Source organism: Zhenhengia sp., from assembly GCF_046966505.1.
Classification (GTDB): Bacteria; Bacillota; Clostridia; order Lachnospirales; family Cellulosilyticaceae; genus Zhenhengia; species Zhenhengia yiwuensis.
Genome location: NZ_JBKVCH010000011.1, coordinates 83,048 through 107,477, shown reverse-complemented (window position 1 = coordinate 107,477; position 24,430 = coordinate 83,048). Strand labels below are relative to the sequence as shown.

Annotated in this window: 24 protein-coding genes and 2 riboswitches; of the genes, 8 read left to right on the top strand and 16 right to left on the bottom strand. The window is 35.8% G+C overall.

Annotated elements, in window-relative coordinates:
- Positions 1-69: 69 nt before the first annotated feature.
- Positions 70-167, top strand: a riboswitch (glycine riboswitch).
- Between the two features lie 77 nt (positions 168-244).
- A complete protein-coding gene (locus tag ACLTBU_RS12585; RefSeq protein ID WP_412219221.1) occupies positions 245-1,630 on the top strand; it encodes an alanine/glycine:cation symporter family protein in 1,386 nt (461 codons plus the stop codon).
- A gap of 111 nt (positions 1,631-1,741) precedes the next feature.
- Complete coding sequence (locus tag ACLTBU_RS12580) at positions 1,742-2,395, top strand: lysoplasmalogenase family protein (RefSeq protein WP_412219218.1); 654 nt, start codon at positions 1,742-1,744, stop codon at positions 2,393-2,395.
- A gap of 56 nt (positions 2,396-2,451) precedes the next feature.
- On the opposite strand, the gene ACLTBU_RS12575 is transcribed toward ACLTBU_RS12580, so the two are convergent.
- From ACLTBU_RS12575 to ACLTBU_RS12560, 4 genes are all read right to left on the bottom strand, one after another.
- Positions 2,452-2,877 (bottom strand): ACT domain-containing protein, encoded by a 426-nt coding sequence (locus ACLTBU_RS12575; protein ID WP_177671776.1) that lies wholly within the window; start codon positions 2,875-2,877, stop codon positions 2,452-2,454.
- Positions 2,878-2,909: 32 nt separating this feature from the next.
- Positions 2,910-4,211, bottom strand: a complete 1,302-nt coding sequence (locus ACLTBU_RS12570) for a phenylacetate--CoA ligase (RefSeq protein ID WP_337532012.1) — start codon at positions 4,209-4,211, stop codon at positions 2,910-2,912.
- A 15-nt stretch (positions 4,212-4,226) separates the two neighbouring features.
- Positions 4,227-5,522, bottom strand: coding sequence for a phenylacetate--CoA ligase family protein (locus ACLTBU_RS12565; RefSeq protein WP_177671774.1), 1,296 nt, complete (start codon positions 5,520-5,522; stop codon positions 4,227-4,229).
- Positions 5,523-5,693: 171 nt separating this feature from the next.
- Entirely contained in the window at positions 5,694-6,509 is an 816-nt protein-coding gene (locus ACLTBU_RS12560; protein WP_412219214.1) for a C39 family peptidase, read from the bottom strand.
- 288 nt (positions 6,510-6,797) lie between these two features.
- Between ACLTBU_RS12560 and ACLTBU_RS12555 the strand changes: the two genes are divergently transcribed.
- Together ACLTBU_RS12555 and ACLTBU_RS12550 are read left to right on the top strand one after the other, a co-directional pair.
- Complete coding sequence (locus ACLTBU_RS12555; protein ID WP_337532013.1) at positions 6,798-7,277, top strand: RNA polymerase sigma factor; 480 nt, start codon at positions 6,798-6,800, stop codon at positions 7,275-7,277.
- Complete coding sequence (locus tag ACLTBU_RS12550) at positions 7,274-8,917, top strand: zf-HC2 domain-containing protein (RefSeq protein WP_412219212.1); 1,644 nt, start codon at positions 7,274-7,276, stop codon at positions 8,915-8,917. Before ACLTBU_RS12555 ends, ACLTBU_RS12550 begins: the two co-directional genes overlap by 4 nt.
- Positions 8,918-8,931: 14 nt before the next feature.
- Here ACLTBU_RS12550 and ACLTBU_RS12545 read toward each other — a convergent pair whose 3' ends face one another.
- From ACLTBU_RS12545 to ACLTBU_RS12500, 10 genes are all read right to left on the bottom strand, one after another.
- Entirely contained in the window at positions 8,932-9,801 is an 870-nt protein-coding gene (locus tag ACLTBU_RS12545; protein ID WP_337531999.1) for a metallophosphoesterase family protein, read from the bottom strand.
- 184 nt (positions 9,802-9,985) lie between these two features.
- A complete protein-coding gene (locus ACLTBU_RS12540) occupies positions 9,986-11,464 on the bottom strand; it encodes a C69 family dipeptidase (RefSeq protein WP_337532001.1) in 1,479 nt (492 codons plus the stop codon).
- 134 nt (positions 11,465-11,598) lie between these two features.
- Entirely contained in the window at positions 11,599-13,050 is a 1,452-nt protein-coding gene (locus ACLTBU_RS12535; RefSeq protein WP_412219209.1) for a CapA family protein, read from the bottom strand.
- 225 nt (positions 13,051-13,275) lie between these two features.
- Positions 13,276-14,106 (bottom strand): zinc ribbon domain-containing protein, encoded by an 831-nt coding sequence (locus tag ACLTBU_RS12530; protein ID WP_412219206.1) that lies wholly within the window; start codon positions 14,104-14,106, stop codon positions 13,276-13,278.
- Positions 14,107-14,119: 13 nt separating this feature from the next.
- Positions 14,120-14,449 carry a hypothetical protein gene (locus tag ACLTBU_RS12525; protein WP_337532005.1) on the bottom strand — a complete coding sequence of 110 codons (330 nt, stop codon included), beginning with the start codon at positions 14,447-14,449 and terminating at the stop codon, positions 14,120-14,122.
- Positions 14,431-14,952, bottom strand: coding sequence for an RNA polymerase sigma factor (locus tag ACLTBU_RS12520; protein WP_412219203.1), 522 nt, complete (start codon positions 14,950-14,952; stop codon positions 14,431-14,433). Before ACLTBU_RS12520 ends, ACLTBU_RS12525 begins: the two co-directional genes overlap by 19 nt.
- Positions 14,953-15,029: 77 nt before the next feature.
- Positions 15,030-15,443, bottom strand: coding sequence for a sigma-70 family RNA polymerase sigma factor (locus ACLTBU_RS12515; protein ID WP_177671766.1), 414 nt, complete (start codon positions 15,441-15,443; stop codon positions 15,030-15,032).
- Between the two features lie 119 nt (positions 15,444-15,562).
- The gene (locus tag ACLTBU_RS12510; RefSeq protein WP_177671765.1) at positions 15,563-15,802 is read right to left on the bottom strand and encodes a DUF1653 domain-containing protein; all 240 of its coding nucleotides are present in this window, start codon (positions 15,800-15,802) and stop codon (positions 15,563-15,565) included.
- Between the two features lie 31 nt (positions 15,803-15,833).
- Positions 15,834-16,589 carry a MerR family transcriptional regulator gene (locus ACLTBU_RS12505; protein ID WP_177671764.1) on the bottom strand — a complete coding sequence of 252 codons (756 nt, stop codon included), beginning with the start codon at positions 16,587-16,589 and terminating at the stop codon, positions 15,834-15,836.
- A 424-nt stretch (positions 16,590-17,013) separates the two neighbouring features.
- A complete protein-coding gene (locus ACLTBU_RS12500; protein ID WP_412219199.1) occupies positions 17,014-18,417 on the bottom strand; it encodes a sulfatase in 1,404 nt (467 codons plus the stop codon).
- Positions 18,418-18,538: 121 nt separating this feature from the next.
- Between ACLTBU_RS12500 and ACLTBU_RS12495 the strand changes: the two genes are divergently transcribed.
- Positions 18,539-19,399: a helix-turn-helix domain-containing protein gene (locus ACLTBU_RS12495; RefSeq protein ID WP_177671762.1), complete on the top strand. Its 861-nt coding sequence runs from the start codon at positions 18,539-18,541 to the stop codon at positions 19,397-19,399.
- A 129-nt stretch (positions 19,400-19,528) separates the two neighbouring features.
- Here the strand turns inward: ACLTBU_RS12495 and ACLTBU_RS12490 are convergent, their stop codons facing one another.
- Both ACLTBU_RS12490 and ACLTBU_RS12485 read right to left on the bottom strand, forming a co-directional pair.
- On the bottom strand, positions 19,529-21,490 hold the full coding sequence (locus ACLTBU_RS12490) for a hypothetical protein (RefSeq protein ID WP_412219195.1): 1,962 nt from the start codon (positions 21,488-21,490) through the stop codon (positions 19,529-19,531).
- A gap of 25 nt (positions 21,491-21,515) precedes the next feature.
- Positions 21,516-22,004: a GNAT family N-acetyltransferase gene (locus ACLTBU_RS12485; protein WP_177671758.1), complete on the bottom strand. Its 489-nt coding sequence runs from the start codon at positions 22,002-22,004 to the stop codon at positions 21,516-21,518.
- Positions 22,005-22,132: 128 nt separating this feature from the next.
- On the opposite strand from ACLTBU_RS12485, the gene ACLTBU_RS12480 reads away from it, so the two are divergent.
- The 3 genes from ACLTBU_RS12480 (at position 22,133) to ACLTBU_RS12470 (ending at position 24,429) form a co-directional block, all read left to right on the top strand.
- Positions 22,133-22,486: a hypothetical protein gene (locus tag ACLTBU_RS12480; protein ID WP_320650931.1), complete on the top strand. Its 354-nt coding sequence runs from the start codon at positions 22,133-22,135 to the stop codon at positions 22,484-22,486.
- A gap of 66 nt (positions 22,487-22,552) precedes the next feature.
- A riboswitch (cobalamin riboswitch) is annotated at positions 22,553-22,742 on the top strand.
- Between the two features lie 136 nt (positions 22,743-22,878).
- The gene (locus tag ACLTBU_RS12475; RefSeq protein WP_412219192.1) at positions 22,879-23,661 is read left to right on the top strand and encodes a sirohydrochlorin cobaltochelatase; all 783 of its coding nucleotides are present in this window, start codon (positions 22,879-22,881) and stop codon (positions 23,659-23,661) included.
- Between the two features lie 27 nt (positions 23,662-23,688).
- Positions 23,689-24,429: an energy-coupling factor ABC transporter permease gene (locus ACLTBU_RS12470; protein WP_177671755.1), complete on the top strand. Its 741-nt coding sequence runs from the start codon at positions 23,689-23,691 to the stop codon at positions 24,427-24,429.
- Position 24,430: the final 1 nt, after the last annotated feature.

Below are 24,430 nucleotides of genomic sequence, written 5' to 3'. Positions count from 1 at the left end.
GAAGAATGTCTTACGACATACCGAAGGAGTAACGCTCTCAGGTACTTATTATAAGTGGGACTGCTTAGCCGACGGAACTCTGGAGAGACTTGCGATATGCAAGCGCCGAAGGTGCAAGGCATGGTATACATGCTCAAACTCTCAGGCAAAAGGACAGGGATTCTTTTATCTAATTGAATAATTACATATTCTCCCTATCCCTTTTTATGCAGAGTAAAATCTAACATTAAAAGGAGATATCAAAATGGAACAAATCACTTTATTTTTAGGAAAAGTCAATGACTTTGCATGGGGTTGGCCCCTTCTTGTTCTTCTATTAGGAACAGGACTACTTCTTACAGTAAGACTCGGTCTTATTCAAATCGTTAAATTACCTAAAGCATTAAAACTTATTTTCACAGCAAAAAATCACGGAGATGGTGACATCAATAGCTTCGGTGCATTATGTACTGCGCTTGCAGCAACAGTAGGAACTGGAAACATTGTAGGTGTAGCAACAGCTATCGCAGCTGGTGGACCTGGTGCCTTATTCTGGATGTGGATAGCTGCCTTTATAGGTATGGCTACCAAATATGCAGAAGGTGTATTGGCTATTAAATACCGCACAGTAGACGCTAATGGACAAATGTCTGGTGGACCTATGTACTATATCTTAAATGGTATGGGCAAAAACTTTAAACCACTTGCAGTATTCTTTGCCTTTAGCGGTGTTCTTGTAGCACTTCTTGGTATTGGTACTTTCTCACAAGTAAACTCTATTACCAGCAGCATCAACAGTCTAACAGGTCTCTCACCTAAAATTATTTCTATCATAGTAGCTGCCCTTGTAGGACTGATTGTTATTGGTGGTATTAAAAATATTTCTAAAGTTTCTTCAAAAATTGTACCTATTATGGCCATTCTTTACCTTATTGCTTGTGGTGTTATTTTAGCTGTTAACTTCGAAGCTATTCCAAGCGCTTTTATGACTATTATTTCTTCTGCCTTTACAGGCCATGCTGCTATGGGTGGCTTTACAGGAGCTGTTATGAAAGATGCTATTAGTAAAGGAGTGGCACGTGGTGTATTCTCTAATGAGTCCGGCCTTGGTAGCGCGCCAATTGCTGCCGCTGCTGCAAAAACACATTGGCCAGCAGAACAAGGGCTTATCTCTATGACAGGTACTTTTATCGATAGTATTCTTATTTGCACCTTAACAGGTCTTACTCTTGTTATTACAGGTATATGGACTACAGATACAAGTGCTGCCCTTATGACACAAGGTGCTTTTAGCACAGTGTTCGGTTCATTTGGTGGTGCTACTTTATCAATCTGCCTTGTACTCTTTGCTTTTACAACCATCCTTGGTTGGAATTATTATGGTGAACGTTGCATCGAATTTTTATTTGGTGTTAAAGGCATAAAGCCTTATAGATTAGTATTTGTACTTATGGTTGCCTTAGGTGGTTTTTTGCAAATTCAACTTGTCTGGACTATTGCTGATATTGTAAATGCCCTTATGGCCTTCCCTAACCTTATTGCACTTCTTGCCTTATCAGGTGTAGTTGTTAAAGAAACTAAAGCTTACTTTAATCACCTTAAACAAGAAGAAATAACAACTACAACTTCTTTAGAAAAAGAAGTAGCTTAAATCACAAAGACCGAGTCCTTAGAATCCTTTTCTAAGGCTCGGTCTTTTGTTATCTTTTCAAAAATAGGGCATACACTAGTTATAAGCAATCCTTTTTGGAGGTATTTTGACATGGTAAAGGAACTCATTTACACCTACTTTATTTCTTTATTTATACTCCTTATTGTTACATATAGAAACAGAAGATCAGGCCTACGTATTAGCCTGAAGGTATTTACAAGTCTATTATTTGTAGGCATTGCCTTCTTAGGATTTAGGCCTCTTGCTTTCTCATTTAATTATGCTTATTTCATATTTGCAGGATTAGTATTTAGTGCACTAGGAGATTTATTATTAGGTTTTACACATAACGCTTCTTATAAAGATAATAGTATGCTTCGAGATGGTATCATTGCCTTTTCACTTGCCCATATAACCTTTATTAGCGGCTTTAATATTATTCAGCTTTTTACTCAGTATTTACTTCTTTTCATTCCTCTCGGGGCAGCTACTCTATTTATACTACTTACACGCCCTAAACTTATAGATACAGGTAATCTACGCTTACCTCTTGTTTTATATAGTTTTATTATTATTACCATGGTCCTTACCGCATTAAATACAAATATGTCTCTCCTTATAATAGGTGCTCTTTGCTTTATTGTTTCTGATATTATTTTAGGCATAGCCTTCCTATACGGTGAAAAGCATCGCTTTCTTCCAGTACTTAACTTACTTATTTACTATATAGGGCAACTTTGCCTGGCCCTTTTTCTTTTTAAATAAATAGAAGTGTTATCCAATTACTTGGTGGCATATTCTATATATTCAAATAACCCTTCTTATATTTGATAAATATCGCTAGCTTTTACTAATTCCATTTCATGTCTAGATAATGCATCTATTGTTTTCTCACAGTTTTCTGTTCGTAAAATAATAGATGCATCATCCCCTATAGAAAAGGCATACATATATTCAATACTAATATTATCCTCCGCAAGATAAGTAAGGAGTGTTTTAAGTCCACCTGGTGTATTAGGTACTTTGCATCCGATGACAGGTGTCTTCTGTACAGAAAATTGTTGGTCTTTAAGAAGTCTTAAAGCCTCATCTGGGTTACTTACAATAAGTCTTACAATACCATAGTCAGATGTATCTGCAATTGAAAGTGCTGATACATTGATATTGGCATCTCCTAGGATTTGCATTACTTCAAAAAGTCTACCTGATTTATTCTCTACAAAAACTGAAAGTTGCTGTATAATCATATCTTCTTCCTCCCTTTATTGTGTTTGTTTTATTATAACTGTCTTTTATCAATAATTCGCTTAGCCTTTCCTTCACTTCTAGCTATACTCTTAGGCTCAACTAGTTTAACTTTTACTTGAATGCCTAATACAGATTGAATCTCTGCTGTAATACGCTTTTCAATCTCTTTCATATATCGCATACCATCTACGAATGTAATCCCTTCTTTACCTTCAACCCATACTTCAAGTGTATCTAAGTTATTCACTCTATCTACAATAAGCATATAATGCGGAGCAATTTCACCCAGGTTAAGTAGCACACTTTCGATTTGAGATGGAAATACATTAACCCCTCGTATAATGAGCATATCATCGCTTCTTCCTGTACACTTGGTCATACGGATAGTTGTTCGTCCGCAACCACACTCTCCAGGAATCAGACTTGTAATATCTCTTGTACGATATCGCAAAAGAGGCATAGCCTCTTTGGTTACTGTAGTAAAGACAAGCTCTCCAGATTCACCTGTTGGTAAGCTCTTAAGCGTTAGTGGATTTATAATTTCAGGGATAAAGTGATCCTCATTAATATGAATATGATTTTTATGTGTACACTCAAATCCTACTCCAGGCCCTATTACTTCACTTAGTCCATAACTGTCATAAGCCTTTATTCCTAAAAGTTCTTCAATCTGATTCCGCATCTCATGACTCCAAGGTTCTGCACCAAGTGCTCCTATTCTAAGTTTAAGGTCAGTAGCTGGGTCAATCCCCATACTTCTAATACTTTCTGCTAAGTATAAAGCATAAGAAGGTGTAGTCACCAGCATAGTACTACCAAACTCACGCATAATTTGAATCTGTTTCTTAGTATTACCAGAGGAGATAGGTACAATAGTGGCTCCTAACTTTTCTGTCCCATAATGAAAGCCAAGCCCTCCTGTAAAAAACCCATAACCTAGTGAATTCTGCACCACATCATCTTCTGTAGCACCCATTCCTACTAATACTCTAGCCATGCAGTTTGCCCATGTATCTAAGTCATTTTTAGTGTATCCAACTACTGTAGGTTGCCCTGTTGTGCCAGAGGAGGCATGCACACGTACTACCTTTTTCATAGGTACTGCAAAAAATCCATAAGGATAGTTATCCCTTAGATCTTGCTTTGTTGTAAAAGGTAATTTATTAAGGTCTTCTATTCCTTTAATGTCCCCAACTTCAATACCCATATCATCCATCTTCTTTTTATAAAACGGTATATTTTCATACACATGCGCCACTGTCTTTCGAAGTCTGTCACCTTGAAGTAAGCGTATTTCATCCCTTGATAAACTTTCTTCTTTCTGCCATATCACCCTTATCACTCTCCATTATTTTCTACGGTCAATAATACGTTTTGCTTTCCCCTCACTACGTTCAATGCTACGTGGTTCAACAAGTTTAACTTTTACATGAAGTCCTAATAAGCTAAATAGTTCTGCCGTAATATGTTTTTCTATTTTTTCCAATGATTTGATAGCATCTGTAAAGAATTCAGGTTTTACTTCAACCCATACTTCAAGTGTATCTAGATTATTAATGCGATCTACAATTAACACATAGTGTGGTGCTGTCTCTGCCACTTTAAGGAGTACACTTTCAATTTGTGATGGGAATACATTAACACCACGAATAATAAGCATATCATCACTGCGTCCCGTTACCTTATCCATACGTGTTAGAGTTCTTCCGCATTTACATGTTTCTGTATGTAACCTTGTAATATCTCTTGTTCGATATCTCAAAAGAGGAAGTGCCTCTTTTGTAACCATAGTAAATACAAGTTCCCCTTCACTACCTTTAGGTAAAACTTCAAGGGTATTGACATCAATAATTTCAGGTACAAAGTGGTCATCATTAATATGCATACCACTTCTAGCTTGACATTCAAAAGCAACCCCCGGTCCTAACACTTCACTTAAACCATAAATGTCCATGGCGTTAATGCCAAACATACTTTCAATTTGCTCTCTCATCTCTTCTGTCCAAGGTTCTGCCCCAAAAATACCTGTATGTAAGTTCGTACTTCTTGGGTCAATACCCATATTCTTCATGGTTTCTCCAATGTAAAGTGCATAAGAAGGTGTGCATGCAATAACTGTACTACCAAATTCCTGAATAAGCTGAATTTGCTTCTTTGTATTACCCCCTGATATTGGTACAACAGCTGCTCCTAGATGTTCAGCTCCATAATGTACACCTAAGCCTCCTGTAAAAAGCCCATAACCAAATGCTACCTGAATAATATCTTTTTTAGTTACCCCCATAGCTGTAAAGCTACGTGCAATCACATTACTCCACATCTTAATATCATTTTGAGTGTAGCCTACTACTGTTGGATGTCCTGTAGTACCAGAAGAAGCATGGATACGTACCACTTCTTCCATAGGCGCTGCAAAAAGCCCGTAAGGATAATTATCTCTTAAATCTTGCTTTGTTGTAAAAGGTAACTTACTAAGATCATCTATACTTTTAATATCTCCAGGTTCTAAACCTAAAGCTTTCATCTTATCACAGTAAAAAGGTACATTATTATATACACAATTAACGGTTTTAATCAGTCTTTCTGATTGCACCTGCCTTTTTTGCTCAATATCATAAACCTCTTCCTCTTGCCAATACCTCATACAAATCCCCCTACCTTGCATATTATATTTTAAAATTTTATCATTATTAATTTTTATACGCAACAAAACATTATAAATAATTATATATAATTTATAAAATTTAAAATAGAAAGTTTTTACAATCACTCAAATAAAAAAGGCATTACAAATCCTTTTGTAATGCCTTTTTTATTATTTATTTGGCGTAGCAATAAGCCATTGTTGTTGTTTTTGATTTTCTGGTAAGATATGTGAATCAAACCACATATAGAAAAATCTTTCTGCATTTGTATAATTATAACCATCTTGAAGGTGATCTGATGTATCATAGGAATCTGCCATAATAATGACATCATCACTAAATACATCATCTGTACCCATTGTATCGTAACCAATAATTACTCTCCAATGGCCACCAAAATCTATATTTTCAACCATAATCGGTGTATTATTCTTAAGGTTTTCTAAAACAAAGTTTTTAAAGTCTTCTGGATCATAGAAAGTATACCCCGCCTCATCCGCTTCTGTAAGAGATGACTTTACATCCCATCCAATTTCTTCAAAGAAGTGCACCATCCCTGAAGTTGAAGTACCATATTCACCTTGTTCATCTGCTAAACCAGGATTTTGCTTATTAGAGTAGTTTAAGTCTTTATTGCAATTCATAACTTCTGCAATCTCTAACTCCTTATAAGCTGTTTCTCCAAAATGATTAAGCACCATAAGTGCTGCTACAGGGCCACATGTAGACTCTGTTGTTTGTTGATACGTCTTAAACTTAGGTAAAAGTGTAAGTGTATCTGTGCTTTTCATATTGTAGAAATCAAATACAGGAAAATAAGCCGAATTCTTTACATTGCCCATTCCATCATAAGATGAAGCACCTGTAGTCGTTGTGTCATAACCCTCAGGAAATGGTATAACATTTACACCTTGTCCATAAGTTACTGCTCCCATACTTAATAAACCTGTTAATCCTAGTAGTGTTGCTGTTAATCTCTTTTTCAATTTACTTGTCAACTCCCATCAAAAATATGTATTTTATCTTACGACATAGAAAAAATAGCATACTTTTTGACATATGACAACCATTTACTTTACTATTACTCTATTGTTAGTTTAGTTATACTTTTACTTTTTGTTATTTTCTAATTAATCCATTTTAATAGTTTACCAAATTTTCAGCTTTCTAGTCCATTAAAATTTTTTTATATTTTTTTCGTTTACTTGTAACATTTTATTATGTCAGACTACTAATAAGAAGAGATCATTTATAAAGGAGGTATGCACTTGCAAATGTTAGAAGAGCTCTGTAATCAGCTTTATCCTAGTCTTTTAAAATATTTTTTATCACAAGTTGCAAATTATCATATTGCTGAAGAGCTCACACAAGAAACACTTTTTAGGGCATGCTCTAGCTATACATCTTTTAAAGGACACTCTTCTCTTAAAACATGGATATTTGGTATTGCTCATCATACCCTACATACCTATTATAGAAAAAGTAAAAATAAGGAGCTCTCCCTCTACTTCTCCTCACATACTTCAAGTGTAGAAGAGCAGGTGCTCCTTAAAGATGACTACATTCATCTTACTCGCGCTATTCACGACTTAGAAGAAACAGAAAGACAAGTGGTATTACTTCGTAGTTATGTAGAACTAGACTTTATAAGTATCGGTGAGATTCTCTCCCTTACCCCTAATAACTGCCGAGTCATTTACTGCCGTAGCCGCCAAAAGCTAAAAAAATTATTAGAAAAGGATGATTTAAAATGAACTTACCTTGTGAATCCTATCAAGACTTTATACATCTTTATATTGATCATGCCCTTTCAGAACCTTCTACTAGGCTTCTTGAGAAACATCTTCTAGAATGCGAAGTATGTAAGGCTTATTTAGAAACTATTCAAGAAGATCTCCCTACTCCTATTGTTAAGGAAAAGACTGACACCGAGCAAGCCTTTATTAAAAAGCTTGAACGTAGACTTCTATGGACACAGTCTAGTTTTCTGTTTTGTGGCATACTCATCTGCATTTTATTCACTCTTTCACAAAACATGTTTCAGAATCTAGCATTATTGCCTCTTATAGGACTTTTAGGCTACTTATTTACTAAGAAATTATTGCCTGTTCCTTTACTTACTACATTTATCCTCAGTATCAGTTCATGGCTTAAAGAAGGTTTTAGTCTAGATATGATTACTATGATTATCCTCCTAGCTTTTATTTACTGTATCTTAACACTCGTAGGATCTGGTGCAGGCTATCTTGTTATACGACTTACACATTATTTCAAAACACGTTCTACGTGGTCTAAAACAGGAATTTTCTTCACTTATTTAGGACTTGCCCTTTTATGCCTTGTTATCCTACTTGCTTATAATGAGTCTAATGGAAATCCTTTCACAGCTTTATATGCGAAAAAGCAAATGGAAGATTATTTAGCACACACTTATGAAGGCGAAGATTTCTCTGTACATGAGCCTACATATAATGCAAAGTTTGCACTATATGACGCTAATGCCTATATACACGGTTATAAGAATCCTAGACCTTTTACTATTTCCTATAAGAATGGACGAGTATGGGATGACTATTTTGACCGCTACTTAGAAGATATAGAAACCTCAAGACGTCTAGGACGTGAGGCTGCTTCACAAATTAAAGCTTTACTTAATCAGCATGCTATTCCTTTTAGTGAAGTCAGTGTGAGTTTGCGTGTTCCTCAAAATACTTATAATGATATATCTTTTGATAAAACCACTATCAAAGAACCACTTAGTTTATCTATTACTTTACTAACAGATACTAAGGACTCTTATGAAGACTTTAGCAAATGGTGTGAAGCTATACGCAATCTTATTACAATACAAGACTATAATATTAACTCTCTTACTCTAGACAGTGACCCTTACTCTATGGTCAATCGCCTCTCTCTTGTTTTAGATGGAGATGAAATCTATAAACCTATCCAAGATATAAGCGTATTAGAGAGCTTTATAGACTATGGTAAACTTAATCATATTACTGACGCTTCCCAAAAAGATAACTCAGTAAAGGATAACCTCTATAAAAACGAGCTACTCTCTAATACTCTAATTACTAAACTTCACGAAATGAATCTTCCTATTGCAGATGTTATTATTGAAACATCTCCTAACTCTAGCTCTATTACTATAGAATGGTTTGGCGAGCGTGTATGTCCTTATACTTTTGCTACTACCTGTATCACCATCCGCGACCTCCTTGTAAATGAGCCTGAACTTATTCAGCATTTACCTATTCAGTCATTGGATTTTAGCTATTATTGGGGCACCATGTATGACAGTTATTATGCAGCTCTCTATGGAGAGGACATTTACACCATAACTACTGATAAAATTGTAGAAGACATTTTATCTAATGAAAAATATTAAAAGATTAGATAATGTTACTTTGAAAGAACTATCCCTTCATTTAGGTCGATGCCCCAGGTCATCGGCCATGTTTTTTTCATAAAATCTCTTCCTTTAATTATGATCTCATCTTCATAAACATCTATGCATAATCCCTGACTTCCATTATCTTCTCCATAACCGTCTGACTGCAGAGTATACGCTACACTAGCTGTATTAATATAATAAATACCCTCTTTCTTTATAACTGTTTGAGGATGATCTACTACAGCATGAGTATGTCCTGTGAAGAAAAGCACTCTAGGATATTCTGATAGGATATTCCTTAATTCCCTATCTTCTAATATACCATCAGGATGCCCTGAATGAGCATAACCATCTACCTCATAAGACCCTGCTGATGTCTCTACTAAAGATTGATGCAAGAAAACAAAAACAGGCTTAGAGTCTGCCCCTTCATCTAATTTATCTTTAAGCCAAGTTAATTGCTCTTTGGTAATTCTCCCCTCATCTTTCAGTGCTTCTTCTGTAGATAGAAAAATAAAGTGGTAGCCACAAATCCACTTATCATAATAAGCATGTGGCATTCGTGTATGCTTCATAAAACAGTTATAAGCTTCTTCATATCCTCCCTCAAGCCATCTTACATCATGATTGCCCAGTACCATATAAGTTTCTGGATGTGGATACGCATCTAAAATAGCTTGAAAGCGTTCATAGTTCTCATCTCTCCCTGATTCTGTCATATCCCCTACAATACATAGCGCCTTAGCTTGTGGGTTTACTTCATTTAAGTCCTTTAGTGCTTCTTCAAAATGCTTATTAAACTTATTTTCCCATCCTGTAACATGTAAATCTGATATTACATTAAATGTCATAATAGGTTTCATTTGTTGAATAGACATCTTCTTCCCCCTAGATTGGTTTATTAAAATATTCACTTCTTATTTTAACCTACTACACTAAATTTTCAAACTCTTTATAGCATTTTAGAATATAAAAAGCACGAAATAGAGGCTAAACCCTTTATATCGTGCTTTTTTATTAAAAATAATTACTTCTAACTTGCTCTTATAACTCTTCTTGCTCTTATTCTACTACTGGTGCAAATGGATTTTTAATTGCTCTACCACCATGTTTTGCAATGAAAGTATAAAGTTGACTATGGATTTCATTTGCTTTACCTATTGCATCTTCTGCTGTGGCAATACCTGTTTCAGTCATATACGCAGCTGCCGCTTTTGTATCTTTCTTAGCAAGTTCTACTACTTTTTTATCTACTTCTTCTTGTGCTTTAATAAGTTCTAACTCATATTGTTTCCAATAGTTTTTTACACCTTGACCGTAGTTCACACGGTCAAGTTCTGCAAGTGTGGAAAGACCTCTAAATGTCCAGTAAGCAGATGATGGATTATAGTTTACACCAGGTACTTTGTAAGCTTCATGTGTATCTGTAATACCCCCAAATGTTGGTAAGTAAACGGAGTGCTCAGCATTCCCCATTGCCATCCACATAAGTCCACCTACTTCTTTAGGGTACTCTTCTTTCATTTGGATAATATGACATTCTGCCTGATTCTCTGTACCAATTGCACGTTTACCTTTATTTTCAGGAAGGTTTATATCATTCTCTGTACCTTCATAACGGTATCTTTGAAGATCCATTACTTCATCAACAGAGATTTTGTCATCTGCTTTCATAAATAAATCAAATACTGGTGTATCAAGTGCAATGTTTTGTGATGGCGAGAAGAAATGTTGACCTCCCCATGCACGTAGTCTATTGCCATCTGTCATTGTTTCTCCATATGTGAGTGCTAAATGGAATTTGCCTTCATGATTTTTGAGAAGACCATTTTTAGCTGGCATGTTGATGACATCTTTTGACGCCATAACATTTTCTTGATCATTTAAATCAATGTATCCAAGCATAAATGCATTTGGAATAACTGCATACATATCATCTGGTACTTTTACAGCTGCCCATTGGTGACCACTTAAAATTTCCATGTACCATGCTTCGTTTTGGTCTGCAAATAAAATGATATTACCTTCTGCTGACCCATGTTTTTCTACGATTTCACCAAGTACTTGTACACCTTCTTTAGCTGTTTTAATACGTGGTAATACAACTGATGGAATAGCCGCTTCACGAAGTCCACTTTCTACAAGTGGGTCAACTTTTTGAATTGCTTCATTTAAGTAAGCTGAAACAGTTGCTGTCATAGCTACACCTTGTTCATTAATTCCTGCTGCTGCATAAATACCATCTTCATGCTCTGCTACGTCTGGCAGCATTGTATATTTATAAGCCTTTGTAGGTTGTTCAATTTTAAAGCCATTAAGGTCTTCAAACATTTCCCCTTTTTTGTATGTTGCAGCTGGCACAACTACAAAGTTTTTATTATAAGCAGCCCCGATATCTTCTGTTCTACCAATGATAATACTACCATCTTCTGTAGCATCTTTCCCTACTACTACACCTGTACATGCAAATACATTTACACTTGTTGATAAACTTAAAAGCATAACCATAAGCCCTTTAAGTAAATTATTTTTCTTACTCATCTCTATCCCTCCATAATCCCTATATATGAATTTTTATTAATTAATAAGTTTCTTTATACATAGTATCACAGATAAGATTAGATTACAAGATATTTTTTAATTTTTATTCACAAAATTGTATACTTAGTATTATTTTAATAAATATTAATCCACGGCTTAGTGGTAGTATACTCCACTTTTTTACCTATATATTCACTTAATCCACGTAGTGGTATAAACACTTTTCCTTCTATTATACGTGTGGTCGCTTCAAGGCAAATGAACTTATCTCCCTCATATATATATCTACTTCCCGGCAAAACAGTTAATTTACGCCCATCTTTTATAAGAAGCATTTGCATAGTACGTGCATCCCACTTTACTTCCATTCCTAGTGCCTGTCCCAACTTCCTTGCCTCTACTAATGTTATTCCGCCTTCTTCTAAAGATAAATACTGGTCTATATACCCATCTATCTTAATTGCCTTTGATATTAACGGTGTATGTTTATACATACTTTTCGTATCTGCTAAGCTTGTCATAAGCTTATTATAATCTTGCGTACTTAAATAGGAGTCCTGCCCACTTCTATAATTACTTAATGCTTCTTCAGCAGGCAACACTCTAAAATGAGGCCTACCATCTATGCGTGATAAATCTGTCCATATAGGTACATACTCTGCATAATCAATAAAGGTTTCTCCTGTCTCAAAGTTCTTTGTAAGCGTTAAATTTAATAAAATACTACTGTCACGGTAACGGGTTCTTTGAGCAGAAACGAAATTACCTAAAGAATAAATTACAAACTTTCCATTTTTAAGTTCCATAGGTTGCAAAACATGAGGATGGCTACCTAGTACAATATCTACCCCATTATCAAAAAGGAATTTCACCCATTCTTCCTGCGCTTTATTCTGCTGTCTTTCATATTCATTTCCAAAGTGGAGACTCACACAAATAATATCTACTCCTTGCTGCTTAGCTAAGTCAATATCCCTTAGCATCTTCTCCTTATTTAAATAGTTTACACAGTATTCTTTATCTTTATCTGGTCTAATCCCATTAGTCCCATACGTGTAAGCCATAAAAGCTATTTTGATTCCTTTCACCTCTTGAATGAGTACCTTATCCTGCTCTTCCTTAGTTCTAGCCGTACCTGTATGAGCCAGCCCCACTTCATCTAAAACTTTAAGAGTGTGGGCTACCCCCTGATAATGCCTATCTAAACTATGATTGTTAGCTGTAGTTAGCACATCAAAGCCTGTATTTTTAAGAGCTATTGCAAGCTGTTCGGGGGCATTAAAAGCTGGATAACCTGTATACCCTCTTTCTTTCCCTGCTAAAGGTGTCTCTAAATTTCCTATAGCTAAATCTGCATTTTCTATGTATGGCTTAATATGTTTAAACATGTAGTCAAAGTTATATGTATTTGTTCCTGGCACTTTTCCCCCTTCAATTTCCTCCTTATGCATCATAATGTCACCTACCGCTACAAGTTTAATAGTTTGAATAGGTGCCCCATTTTCTGCTGCTCTTATTCCCCACGTCTGTACTAACATTAAGATACCTGCACATAGACCTAATAAATTTCTTACCACTTGTTTCATCACTGAATCTCCCCTCTAAGTTCATCCCTATTTTAGCCTATTCTTATTAACTCCAAACTAGTACCTCTTCGTTCCTTTCAATCCTTAAGATCGTCTATTCATTTTCTAACCTATGTTGTATAAACTGTATACATAGCAGACCTCTACTCTGCAAAAGTGAACCTTTCTTAGAACACAAAAAAGCGAGGCCTCCCTTAACGGATTACGCCTCACTTCCTATATCTTTTATTCAGCTCTTAAATCATAGCCACCTTTGGCCCCATCCATCTTAAGTCCTACTGTATATTTACCTTCTGAATAAACAGGTATCTTTTGCTCCAATTCTTGACTTCCTGTATAAACCTCATTATAAACCACTTCTCCATGCGGGTCCTTAACCGTTAAGGTAATGACTCCTTCTTCCACTTTAATATCTCCCCGTAATACTAAAGTGTCTCCTACCTGTTTCTTCACCTTAATACTGTCTCTGCCCGTTTGATAGTAGAAACTTGCCTTTAGGTGATTACCCATACTTGTTTCAACAGACATAATAGATACGGAGGAGTTAAACATTTCCCCATCTGTAGCACCCACGACAAACATCAAACCAAAGATTGCGATAAACGCTGCAATACAAATTCCTCCAATAATAGCAAGTGGTTTTACCAGATTAGTTTTCTTAGTCACTTTAGTTGCTGTCTGGTACACAATATTCTCTTCTACCTTAGCACCGCAGTACGGACAATAGGCCATTTGACTACCTACAGCATGTTTGCATATCTCACAAGTGTTTTCAAAGATAGCCTGACAGTTTGGACACACATTATAATCAAATTTTACTTCTGCATTGCAGTTAGAACAAGTATACTTCTTTTCCTGATTACTCCTTACGACAAGATAAATAATGACCCCTATTAAATTAGGTGTAAAAACCGCTACCGCCATCCATAACCAAGGATTAAGGTCATGTGCCTTTGCATCTTTATAAACAACTACCCCTATTACAAGCATTAATAAAATAGGGACTGCTAATATAGCTAACATGAAAGCTGAAAACCCTATCATTCCTAATTCCATCTTTACTCCTCCTTTAACGTCTCTCTAATTCTTTATCTTTATAATAAATCTTACCTAGTAGGTAGGCTGCTATAGGAAGCTGCATACTAAAAACGCCTATGCCTACAATGATAGATATTTGCTGCATACTCGTGGAGAGGCATACCATAAAGATTGTTTCCCCTACAACTAAAAGGATATTGAGAAGGATTACAATGACAAAAGGTGCCCACTCTCTCTTCTTCTCACGTCTTAAAGCTTGCCTACTTGCTTTCTCCCTCGCCTCATAAATAAGTCTATTACTTGGTGAAACAGTCACATCCGAAAGTTCTTGTAGCAATCTATCTAATTGTTTATCATCCATTGCAATTCCTCCTTTCCTAATAATTTCTTAAGCTTCTGTCTTCCATCATAAATCCGGGACTTAACTAACCTTTCAGGGATTCCTAGTATTTCTCCTGCTTCCTTATAGGAGAGGTTCTCATTAAATACAAGTAGAAGAGGCAGCTTATACTTATCTGGAAGTGCCTTAATCCCTTCTAGTATCATCCCTAATTCTTCCTTATGAATAAAAGTACTTTCTATACTTTCTTCTTTATCACCAAGCTGTTCTAACTGTGATTCTTCATAGCATCTTCTCTTAAGTTCTAGTTTAAAGCGCCTTAACTTATCTCTATAGGTATTGACTGCAATCTGGGTAAGCCATGGATAAAATGCCCGAGATGCATCATAAGTATGAAGTTTTTCTAATACTTTGACCCAAGTGTCTTGAAATAAATCATCAGCTCTTTCTTTGTCCTTCTCGAGATAAAGACATAGTCTATAAAGCTGATCTTTATGCTCATAAATCATCTGTTCAATCTCCACGGCTATCCCCCTTTCATTTGCTTTACACTACTATATACGATACGACATTTAAGAAGTTGGAAATTTATTTTAAAAATTTATCTCTTTATTTTAAAAGAAAGATAACACCTTCTATTAAAGATCTCATCATCCGGTTCTGGCAAACTCTCTATAACCTGACGAATTGTAGTAGCTTTTTCTTCCTCTAGCAATACTTTCTCTGGAGTAGCATTATCGCTTATTACATCTTCTTCTAATGGTATAGTTGATAGTAATCCTCTTCTTTTAAGTAAATTTAAAGTATGATTTCTTGCACTTGCTCCTATGTATGCTTTTTCCTTTCCCTCTTGTGTATTCAGTTCATTTCTCCTCTCCCATAACTTTACAAAAACATCTGAGGCTAATTCTTCTATATCTTCTCGGCTTAACCGCTCTTTGGCAACTTTTGAAATCACTGTAACCACATAAGCTGTGTAGCCATCTATTATTTTTTCAAATTCTCTTTCAGTCACCCTTGCACCTCCTTTTTACTTCTACTTTTATAGACAATTATAGCCTAGGAAACCTTTCATATTTTTAAATAAAATAAAAAAGCTCATGCATCTCTTCCAAGATACACAAGCTTCCTCCTTTACTTACCTGTATAAAGCTCAAATCGATATTTTTGCCCTGTTACATTATCCGTTCTACCTTCTTCCACTTCCTCAAGAAACATCTGAAGTGGCCTTACACACATAGTGTAAGGAGGATAAAGTGCTTGGTAAGATACCATCATTTCATTGGTTTCTGTATGAAGTACAAGATCATGTACATAATAAAGATTTCCTTTAAAGTGTCTATACGGTCTTCTTACTTCGATTTGTCTTTCCATTGCTATACCTCACTTCTATAATCTACCTTTATTATAGCCTATTTAAGCAGTAATATTTAATAGCATCATCCATAAATTGTGCAAGGCCTTCCCCATACTGGTTAATGTTATTTGTGAATCTTTCATCCATTACATACATATCGCCAAGTCCACTTAAAATCTCTGGTGTACATTCATAAAAGTATTTTGTAATATGTGCACGCCATGCTTCAATAAGATCTTGTACTTCTTTGCAACTTACATCTTCTCCTATGTGACAAGCAAGAGCCTTAAAGATATCATTCATACTTTCCATGATGTTTTGCCAGTCCTCCTTCTTATACCTACTTGTGCGATGTGCACTTTCTTTATAAGCATCAGTTTGCCCCCATCTTTCTTCTACTTCTTCTTTAAATTCCTCTTGTGCACGTTCAATTTCTTTCATATCAAAAGCTTTAAAATTCATATGCTCATCTCCTTCTAACTTTTCATCAATAAGGGCCATAATGGCATGAAGACGCTCACTCTTAAGTCTTAGAATCTCACGTTGTTTACGAAGTGCTTTCTGCATATCATAATGAGGATCTTCAAGTATGACTTTAATCTGTTTAAGTTCAAACCCCATCTCTTTTAAAAACAAGATTTGCTCTAGTTTAAGGAGGTTCCCCTTGTCATACAGTCTGTAACCTGACTCTGTAAGCTCTGCTGGTAATAGTAACCCAATCTCATCATAATAATGCAAAGTACGTACACTAATGCCTGTAAGCTTACTAACTTCATTAACCGTTTTTAAGTCTTCTTTTAACACACTAAGCGCCTCCTTTCCTCTTGTAAGTTAAATAATAGGATATGACGTAACGTAAGAGTCAATAGACTTTATCCATTATTTTAATGGTATTGTAAAGGTTTCCCTAAGCTTTGTGAAGTCATTACTAAGGTAAAATTTATGCTATCACATTATCACTTTTATTTTTTGTATACAATAAAACTTACAAAAAAATACTGCTACGTCTAACATAGCAGTATTTTTATATCCGTTCATTCAGTTAAGTCTTGCTTTTATTTTCACTTTTTCTTAAGTTCATTTTTCCCGCGTATGTTACTTTATCTTCTCTAGCCATTACCCCGGCTACATTAATTTACCTTCTCTAGTCTCTACCCCAGACTATATGTATTTTTATATACTCTCTCTAGAATTTTCTCTTCCTAACCAATAGTTCCTAAGCTACTGATTAGTCTTCGTAATCTTGATAGCGCTCTTTAAGTTCAAAGAGTCTTCTCTTTAACTCTTTCACTACATCTTTATAACGGACATCATCATATACATTATCAAGTTCTTCTGAGTCTGTTCGAAGATCAAAGAGTTCCCATTGTGGCCACTCTTTATCCTCTACCTCTTTAAGACAGTTACCACTAAAGTCTCTCGCTTCTTTCAGGTAACAAATTAATTTGTAATCTAATGTACGAATACCATAGTGTGGTGATACCCCATGTTCACCTTCATATACCCAGTATCTATAGTAAAGTGCATCTAACCAATCTTTAGGCTTATTGCCTTCTAAAATTGGTTTAAAGCTACGTCCTTGCATATCTTCTGGAATTTCTAAACCTGCATAGTCTAGGAATGTCTCTGCAAAGTCTAGGTTAGCTACAAGGTCAGTAATAACACTACCCTCTTTAATCACGCCTGGATAGCTCATTAAGAATGGCATTCTAAGTGATTCTTCTAGCATATAGCGCTTATCGAACCAACCATGATCCCCTAAGAAGAAGCCTTGATCTGATGTATAAACTACAATCGTATCTTCTTTTAGGCCTTCTTCTTCAAGGAAATCAAGAAGTCTACCAATATTGTCATCTACAGATGCAACACATCTTAGATAGTCCTTCATATAACGTTGATATTTCCAGTATTTAAGCTCAGCATCTGTAAGCCCTTCTGGAAAAGGTTGCTTAAGATCAAACTCTGTAAGCTCTTCAATGCCCATTAGATTGTATTTAACAGCATCACTACGTCCTTCATGTGAGTCATTGAAAGTGTCTGGTAACGGAATATCTATATCTTCATACATATCCTTATGCTTTTCATCTGGTACCCAGTGACGGTGAGGTGCTTTATGGTGACACATCATAAAGAAAGGCTTATCTTTGTTACGGTTTTTAATCCAGTCTATTGTAAGGTCTGTTACGATATCTGTAGCATAACCTGTATATTGTTTTAATTCACCCATGTCGTACATTTGAGGATTAATATACTGCCCTTGTCCAGGGAATATATTCCAGTAGTCAAACCCTGTTGGGTCATAGTTGCCTCCATGGCCTAGATGCCATTTCCCAATAATACTTGTTTGGTATCCACCAGCTTGTAAAAGTTTAGGTAATGTTTGCTGGCGGCCATCGAAACCATCTTCCAATGTTTTTACCCCATTTAGATGGCTATTCTTACCTGTTAAAATAACACCTCGGCTTGGTGCACAAATTGAATTAGTACAGAAGCAGTTGTCAAATCGAGCTCCCATATTAGCTAAGCGATCCATCTGAGGCGTTTCATTCACTTTGCTACCATAACAACTCATAGCATGAGCTGCATGGTCATCCGTCATAATAAAAAGAATATTAGGTTGTTTTCGTTTCATTACCCTTGCTCCTTTATTCTATAATTTAAGTTTACTATATCAGAAGCTTACACATATTTCTTTCTATTTTATACTGTGTTACAATATTATAAATTATCTATATTTATCAGGAGTTTTTCTTATGACTACTTTCCCCACCAGTAAACGAACTATTATTGATTATACATCTATAGATTCTTTTTTTAATTTTAAATTAGGTAAAGTCTGCCATCTTACAGCCCGTCCCCCTTTAGAAGAACATGTACACCCTGAGGCTATCGAACTAAGTTACTTTACTAAAGGTGAGCAGGTGTACACCATAGAAGATATAAGTTATACCATTAATAGTGGTGAAATGTTTATTACCCTTCCTAATGAATATCATAGCTCTGGAAGTCATCCTAAAGATAAATCACATTTTTATTATTTAATTATTAGCACACAGCTGCTCCAAAGCCTTTTATTTAGCGAAGAAGAAAGTCAGCAACTTTTAAAGAGTCTACTAACTATTTCTAAAAGAGTTTTTAAGGTAAGCCCTAGACTTACTGAACTTTTCGAATCCCTTTTAGAATGTGGACAAGATCCTAAACCTTTTCATAAAACACGTATTCGTAATCTCCTTTCTGAACTACTTATGACAGTCATTGAGGATGAAAAAAGCCAGCTTCCTCCTCCTGAAAATCCTATGGAAGAGGTTCTGACCTATATCAAGGCTCATATTTACGACGAACTCCCTCTAACGCACCTAGCTCATATGACTCACCTCTCTGAAGGCCGCTTTAAAACGAATTTTAGACTCTACACAGGACTTCCCCCTCGCGAGTATATTTTGAGACAAAAAATAAAATGTGCCAAACGACTTCTTAAAGAAGAAAGTCTTAGTATCACCCAAATTAGCTATCAATTAGGTTTTTCCTCTAGTCAGTACTTTTCTACTGTCTTTAAAAGGTTTACAACCCTATCTCCTATTGACTACCGTAATCAGAAGCTTCATAACCTATAAACTACTAAAATCTAATATAAGAGGCTGTGAAATAATAAATTCTTCATTATTCCACAGCCTCTTATATTTTTTAAAAAATAATTCATCCTCTCATTCAAACGTCTAATTATAGAAATATTTACCAAAATCTTAGTTGCTATATGCTTTGGCAAGTTGTAATTCTATATGTGTTTTCACTTCTTTTAAAGACCTATAGCCTTTATCGATTTTCTTTATACATTTCATTTGGCATACTGACTGGTCTAGATGGGTAAGGCTAAAGACTTCCCCCTCACTTCTTTGTGCTAATTCTTCCATAAGTTTTGGATAGTCTTTCATATACCTTCTTCTATTTTCTTCGTTAATCTCTATAATAACGCCTTCTTCTATAAATTCCACCCTATAAATAGGCACTTTCTTATAAAACTGGTCTTTGTGTGCTTCATAATACTGCCCGATAGCGTCTTCTGATAAAACACCACTTCTAATAATTGTCTTATAATGCTTTAATTGTTTTTGGTAATCTGTGTAGGCTTTAGCCGTTTCAGGCGTGTAAGTAGAAAGTCCATATTCAATAGCTCCCAATGTAGGTCTATCTTTTATAGGCTGATTATAAAAATCTTCCTCTATGAATCTACTTGTAGCTGGTAGCATATGCTGCTTGATTGCCTTGCCTTTATAAAGAGTAGGTGAATCAGCTTGTAAACTATATCCTTGTAAGGTATCAAGTGTAGGTCCTTCTGCTAGATTACCTGTCTGGCCTACCCCTGCTGATATAAATAATGGATCCTCTACTATTGAATGAGCATCTTCTGGTATATTGCTAAAGCCATAATACAAGTTGGTATCATAGGTTACATCTTCTTCATGCCAATCTAATAACTGCGCTTTTCCTTCTTTATAAAAAATATTATTCCAACATACCATAGGTCCATGGTCATTGGAGAAAATCTTTGTATCTAAGTGTTCTCCTATGTAAAATGTATTGTTATAAATATAGGCAGGTTCTTTATTGGAAGTCATAAATAAACAGCGTCTATCATTTTGGCTAATATTATACCTCACCACTGAATCAATGGTATTGTCTTGGCATACAAGCATAAAGCCACCTTCATTGTCATGGCTATAATTGTACTGATAAGTGGTTCCCCATGAGAAGTCACAGTCATAAGCCTGTCCATCTCCATTAAGATAGGTTCCAAAAGCTTCATTATACTGGAATAAAGCTCTATAGCACTGCCATGGCCATATAGCTGCATTATACATAAGATTAGGATCTGACTGTGTTCCAATACTTGCTTCTTGAGATACATTGTGCTCAATAAGTGGTTCATAACAATATTGAGGAACAATAGCATCCCCACCTGAACGCTCTACATAGTTATTTCTAATGAGTACTTCTTCATGCATATATTGCTTCAATTCTTCTGGTGTGTGATGACTTAAATTACTACTTAGTCCTAGGCACCTTGTAGAGCCTACAGATATTCCTGTTCTGGCTACATCTTTAACATAGCAATTTTGAACGCGTACGTCTTTAAACTTAATAGGCCTATCCTGATCTGTAGCAAAAATATTATAGTAGATACCTCCGTTATGTCCATCTTTAGTCGTTGCATCACCATTTACATCATGTACATAGAGATGATTAAGATAAAGGTGCTCCAAAGCATTTCCGTCTGCTTGATCAAAATCATCATCTCCGCTTACCATAACGCCAGTTCGCCCCGCTAAAGGCTCTTCTCCCTTGTTAGTGATTTCTAAATGATTCACTTCCCAAAAGCTTACATTATGAAGCCATAGAGTATAAAGGACCTTACCCGCTCCTTTTATCAGTGGTCTTACCTGCGGCACACCTACCTGTAATTTACCCCCTTCATAAGTATAGTTATCTATTACAATAGGTGCCCCTACTTGTCCACTACCTCGCACCTTCAGTCCACCGCACCATGTGCCATGTGCTTCAAATAAAATTTTATCTCCCGGCTTAAAGGATTGTGCATTGATAGGTTCTAATGTCTGCCACGGCCTATCTACACTTGTACCCTGATTGTTGTCACTTCCCTTGTGACTATCTACATAGTAAATTGTACCCTGTACCTTCTTCTCCATTTTTCCCTCTCCCTAAATCTATTCTTTAATTTGCAATTCTTCTTTCCATAATCACTACATCATGCCATTTGCCGTTATCCATCTGTCCGAATCTTTCTCTGTAACCTACTTCTCTAAAGCCGCATTTCTTATGTAAGGCTATACTTGCTTCATTTTCTCTAATAATCAGAGATTCAAGTGTCCAAAATCCTTCTTTCTCGGATTCCATAATAAGTTTTTCAAGTAAAGCAGAAGCTATGCCCTTACCTTTGTAGTCCTTATGAATATAAATACTAAGTTCTACTACTCCTCTATAGACATAGCGCTCAAAGGATTGGCTTATAGCTACAAATCCCACTACTTTATCTTCTTCCTTGGCTACAAATCTGCAGCTTTGAATATGTCCTTCATCCCACACTTTATAAGTAGGGACTTCTGTTTGGAAAGTAGAGATTTTTGTATCAATACCTTGCTTATAAATATCTGCTACACCTAACCAATCTGTCTCTTTCATTTCTGTTATATGATACGTCACGAACATGTACTCCTTTTATTTGTATGCTAAAATATTTTTAATATTTGATTCATTATAGAGTTTTATAGTCACCTAGTCAATATGCTATAATAGGATTATCTAAACTAATTAAGATAGGAGCTACTCATATGAAAAAAGCTTTTCTTATTGCCTCTATCAGCCTCTTTTCTCTCTTTACTTTAGTTGGCTGTGGCAAATCCCTTTCTGACCGTGAAATCTCTAGACTTTATAATACTGACAATGGTCCTCGCTACGTTGTTGTTATTGAAGTAAAACAGTCTCACTTAAGCCTTGATATTAATGACCATATTAAAGATTCTATGAATAAAGTGGAGATTGCTATCCCTGTTGATAAACAATTCTACGATGATGTAGAAAAAGGGGATAAATTAAATGATGATTTTAGACTTGGTTCTCTTATGACTTCTGGAAGCGTTGGAACTTGGGACATTAAAATTAAGGATAAAATGATTCTCGAATAATTAGGACTAGTTTTTCAACATTTTTTTCGCTATACTGGACATATTCAATCGAATAACATCATATATTTAAGCAAAGACATTTTAGGCGCTACTTTAGCTTAATAGGGAAACGTGTGATACACTGCAGCCCCCGCTACTGTAGACGAGGACTTCTTATTCGTAAGGCTTACCTTAACCACTGTACTTTTTGTATGGGAAGGTGAATAAGAGGGATGATACGTCAGCCAGGAGACCTACCTAAAATGAGAATTACCCTTTCGGTGGGAAAGGAGGTAATATGTATTTTGTGCTTTTTTTGTTATGCACAAATATACATAAGCTCTCCTTCGGGGGAGCTTTTTTTATTGCCTTCCTTCTTGCGATTTAAAACTCAACAAAGAAGGAGACTGATTATGTCAAAAAAAGCTTTACTTGTTGTGAGCTTCGGCACGAGCTATGAAGACACACGAAAAAAAACAATCGAACCTTGCGAAAATCTACTCCATAAAACCTTTAAAGATTATGATTTCTTTAGGGCCTACACCTCACAAATGATTATTCGCAAGCTTGCTTCTAGGGACGGTTTATATATTGATAATGCTTCCCAGGCCCTACAGAAAATCTATGAAGCTGGTTATGATGAGGTGCTGATTCAATCTCTACATATTATTTGTGGAGAAGAGTATGACAAACTTAAAAGGCAGATTGAACCTTTTAAGGCGAAGTTTAAAAAACTCCATTTTGGTAGACCTCTTTTAACGACTATTGATGATTACAAAGCCGCTGTTTCTGCTACTTTAAACAGCTTGCCTAAACTTAAAGAACATGAAGGTGTAGTCTTTATGGGGCATGGTACTTACCATGAGTCCTTTTCCGCCTACTGCGCTCTGGAATATATGTTCCATCATTTAGGCGCGCCTATTTATGTAGGCACTGTGGAAGGCTATCCTACACTTGATGAAGTACTTTATAAACTTCAAAAAGACAGTATAACTCAGGTTTACCTCGCACCTTTTATGCTTGTGGCAGGTGACCATGCCATCAACGATATGGCTGGAGACGAAGAAGATTCTTGGAAGATTATCCTATCACAACATGGAATTCAGTCTAAAATCTTGTTACAAGGCCTTGGTGAAGATAAAGAAATTCAAAAACTCTTTGTAAATCATGCCTTAGACTGCGTCAATTCATTTTAAAATTTATCATAAAAGGGAGATGTAATCATGAAAAGAAAGTTACCAATTTTTGGAGTATTTTGCTTTGTAGCAGGATTAGTCACTATGAATACACAGGCTATGCATATTATGGAAGGTTTCCTTCCTGTAGGCTGGAGTATTGGCTGGGGAATTTTATGCCTACCATTTTTCATAGCAGGTATTATTTCTATGAAAAAAACACTTCAAGAAGACTCTAAAACTAAACTCGTGCTTGCTATGGCTGGTGCCTTTGCCTTTGTACTGTCAGCACTAAAAGTTCCTTCTGTAACAGGAAGCTGTTCCCACGCTACAGGTGTAGGCCTCGGTGCTATTCTGTTTGGACCTACTGTAATGGTAGTTATTGGTGGTATTGTCTTATTGTTTCAAGCGCTACTTTTGGCCCATGGTGGTATTACTACATTAGGCGCTAATGTATTTTCTATGGCAATCGTAGGCCCTTTTGCAGCTTATTTTATCTATAAATTACTTCGTAAAACTAAAATGCCTGAGTGGTTTGCTATCTTTTTAGCTGCTATGTTAGGAGATCTTCTTACATATGTTATGACATCTATTCAGCTCGCCCTCGCCTTTCCAGCCCAAACTGGCGGCTTTATGGAATCACTTCTTAAGTTCCTCGGAATTTTTGCTATGACTCAAATACCACTAGCTATCAGCGAAGGCCTTTTAACTGTTGTTGTAATTAATGCTCTAAAAAAATATAGCCAAGAAGGTCTTATCAGTTTAGGCAGACTTTCAAAGGAGGATTAAT

Coding starts and splice junctions, on each gene's coding strand:
- ACLTBU_RS12490 (WP_412219195.1), bottom strand. CDS start 21,490: ATGGAGAAGAAGGTACAGGGTACAATTTACTATGTAGATAGTCACAAG.
- ACLTBU_RS12500 (WP_412219199.1), bottom strand. CDS start 18,417: ATGAAACGAAAACAACCTAATATTCTTTTTATTATGACGGATGACCAT.
- ACLTBU_RS12480 (WP_320650931.1), top strand. CDS start 22,133: ATGAAAAAAGCTTTTCTTATTGCCTCTATCAGCCTCTTTTCTCTCTTT.
- ACLTBU_RS12580 (WP_412219218.1), top strand. CDS start 1,742: ATGGTAAAGGAACTCATTTACACCTACTTTATTTCTTTATTTATACTC.
- ACLTBU_RS12530 (WP_412219206.1), bottom strand. CDS start 14,106: ATGGAATTAGGAATGATAGGGTTTTCAGCTTTCATGTTAGCTATATTA.
- ACLTBU_RS12540 (WP_337532001.1), bottom strand. CDS start 11,464: ATGAGTAAGAAAAATAATTTACTTAAAGGGCTTATGGTTATGCTTTTA.
- ACLTBU_RS12475 (WP_412219192.1), top strand. CDS start 22,879: ATGTCAAAAAAAGCTTTACTTGTTGTGAGCTTCGGCACGAGCTATGAA.
- ACLTBU_RS12525 (WP_337532005.1), bottom strand. CDS start 14,449: ATGGATGATAAACAATTAGATAGATTGCTACAAGAACTTTCGGATGTG.
- ACLTBU_RS12535 (WP_412219209.1), bottom strand. CDS start 13,050: ATGAAACAAGTGGTAAGAAATTTATTAGGTCTATGTGCAGGTATCTTA.
- ACLTBU_RS12545 (WP_337531999.1), bottom strand. CDS start 9,801: ATGTCTATTCAACAAATGAAACCTATTATGACATTTAATGTAATATCA.
- ACLTBU_RS12555 (WP_337532013.1), top strand. CDS start 6,798: ATGTTAGAAGAGCTCTGTAATCAGCTTTATCCTAGTCTTTTAAAATAT.
- ACLTBU_RS12470 (WP_177671755.1), top strand. CDS start 23,689: ATGAAAAGAAAGTTACCAATTTTTGGAGTATTTTGCTTTGTAGCAGGA.
- ACLTBU_RS12510 (WP_177671765.1), bottom strand. CDS start 15,802: ATGGAAAGACAAATCGAAGTAAGAAGACCGTATAGACACTTTAAAGGA.
- ACLTBU_RS12585 (WP_412219221.1), top strand. CDS start 245: ATGGAACAAATCACTTTATTTTTAGGAAAAGTCAATGACTTTGCATGG.
- ACLTBU_RS12565 (WP_177671774.1), bottom strand. CDS start 5,522: ATGAGGTATTGGCAAGAGGAAGAGGTTTATGATATTGAGCAAAAAAGG.
- ACLTBU_RS12550 (WP_412219212.1), top strand. CDS start 7,274: ATGAACTTACCTTGTGAATCCTATCAAGACTTTATACATCTTTATATT.
- ACLTBU_RS12495 (WP_177671762.1), top strand. CDS start 18,539: ATGACTACTTTCCCCACCAGTAAACGAACTATTATTGATTATACATCT.
- ACLTBU_RS12575 (WP_177671776.1), bottom strand. CDS start 2,877: ATGATTATACAGCAACTTTCAGTTTTTGTAGAGAATAAATCAGGTAGA.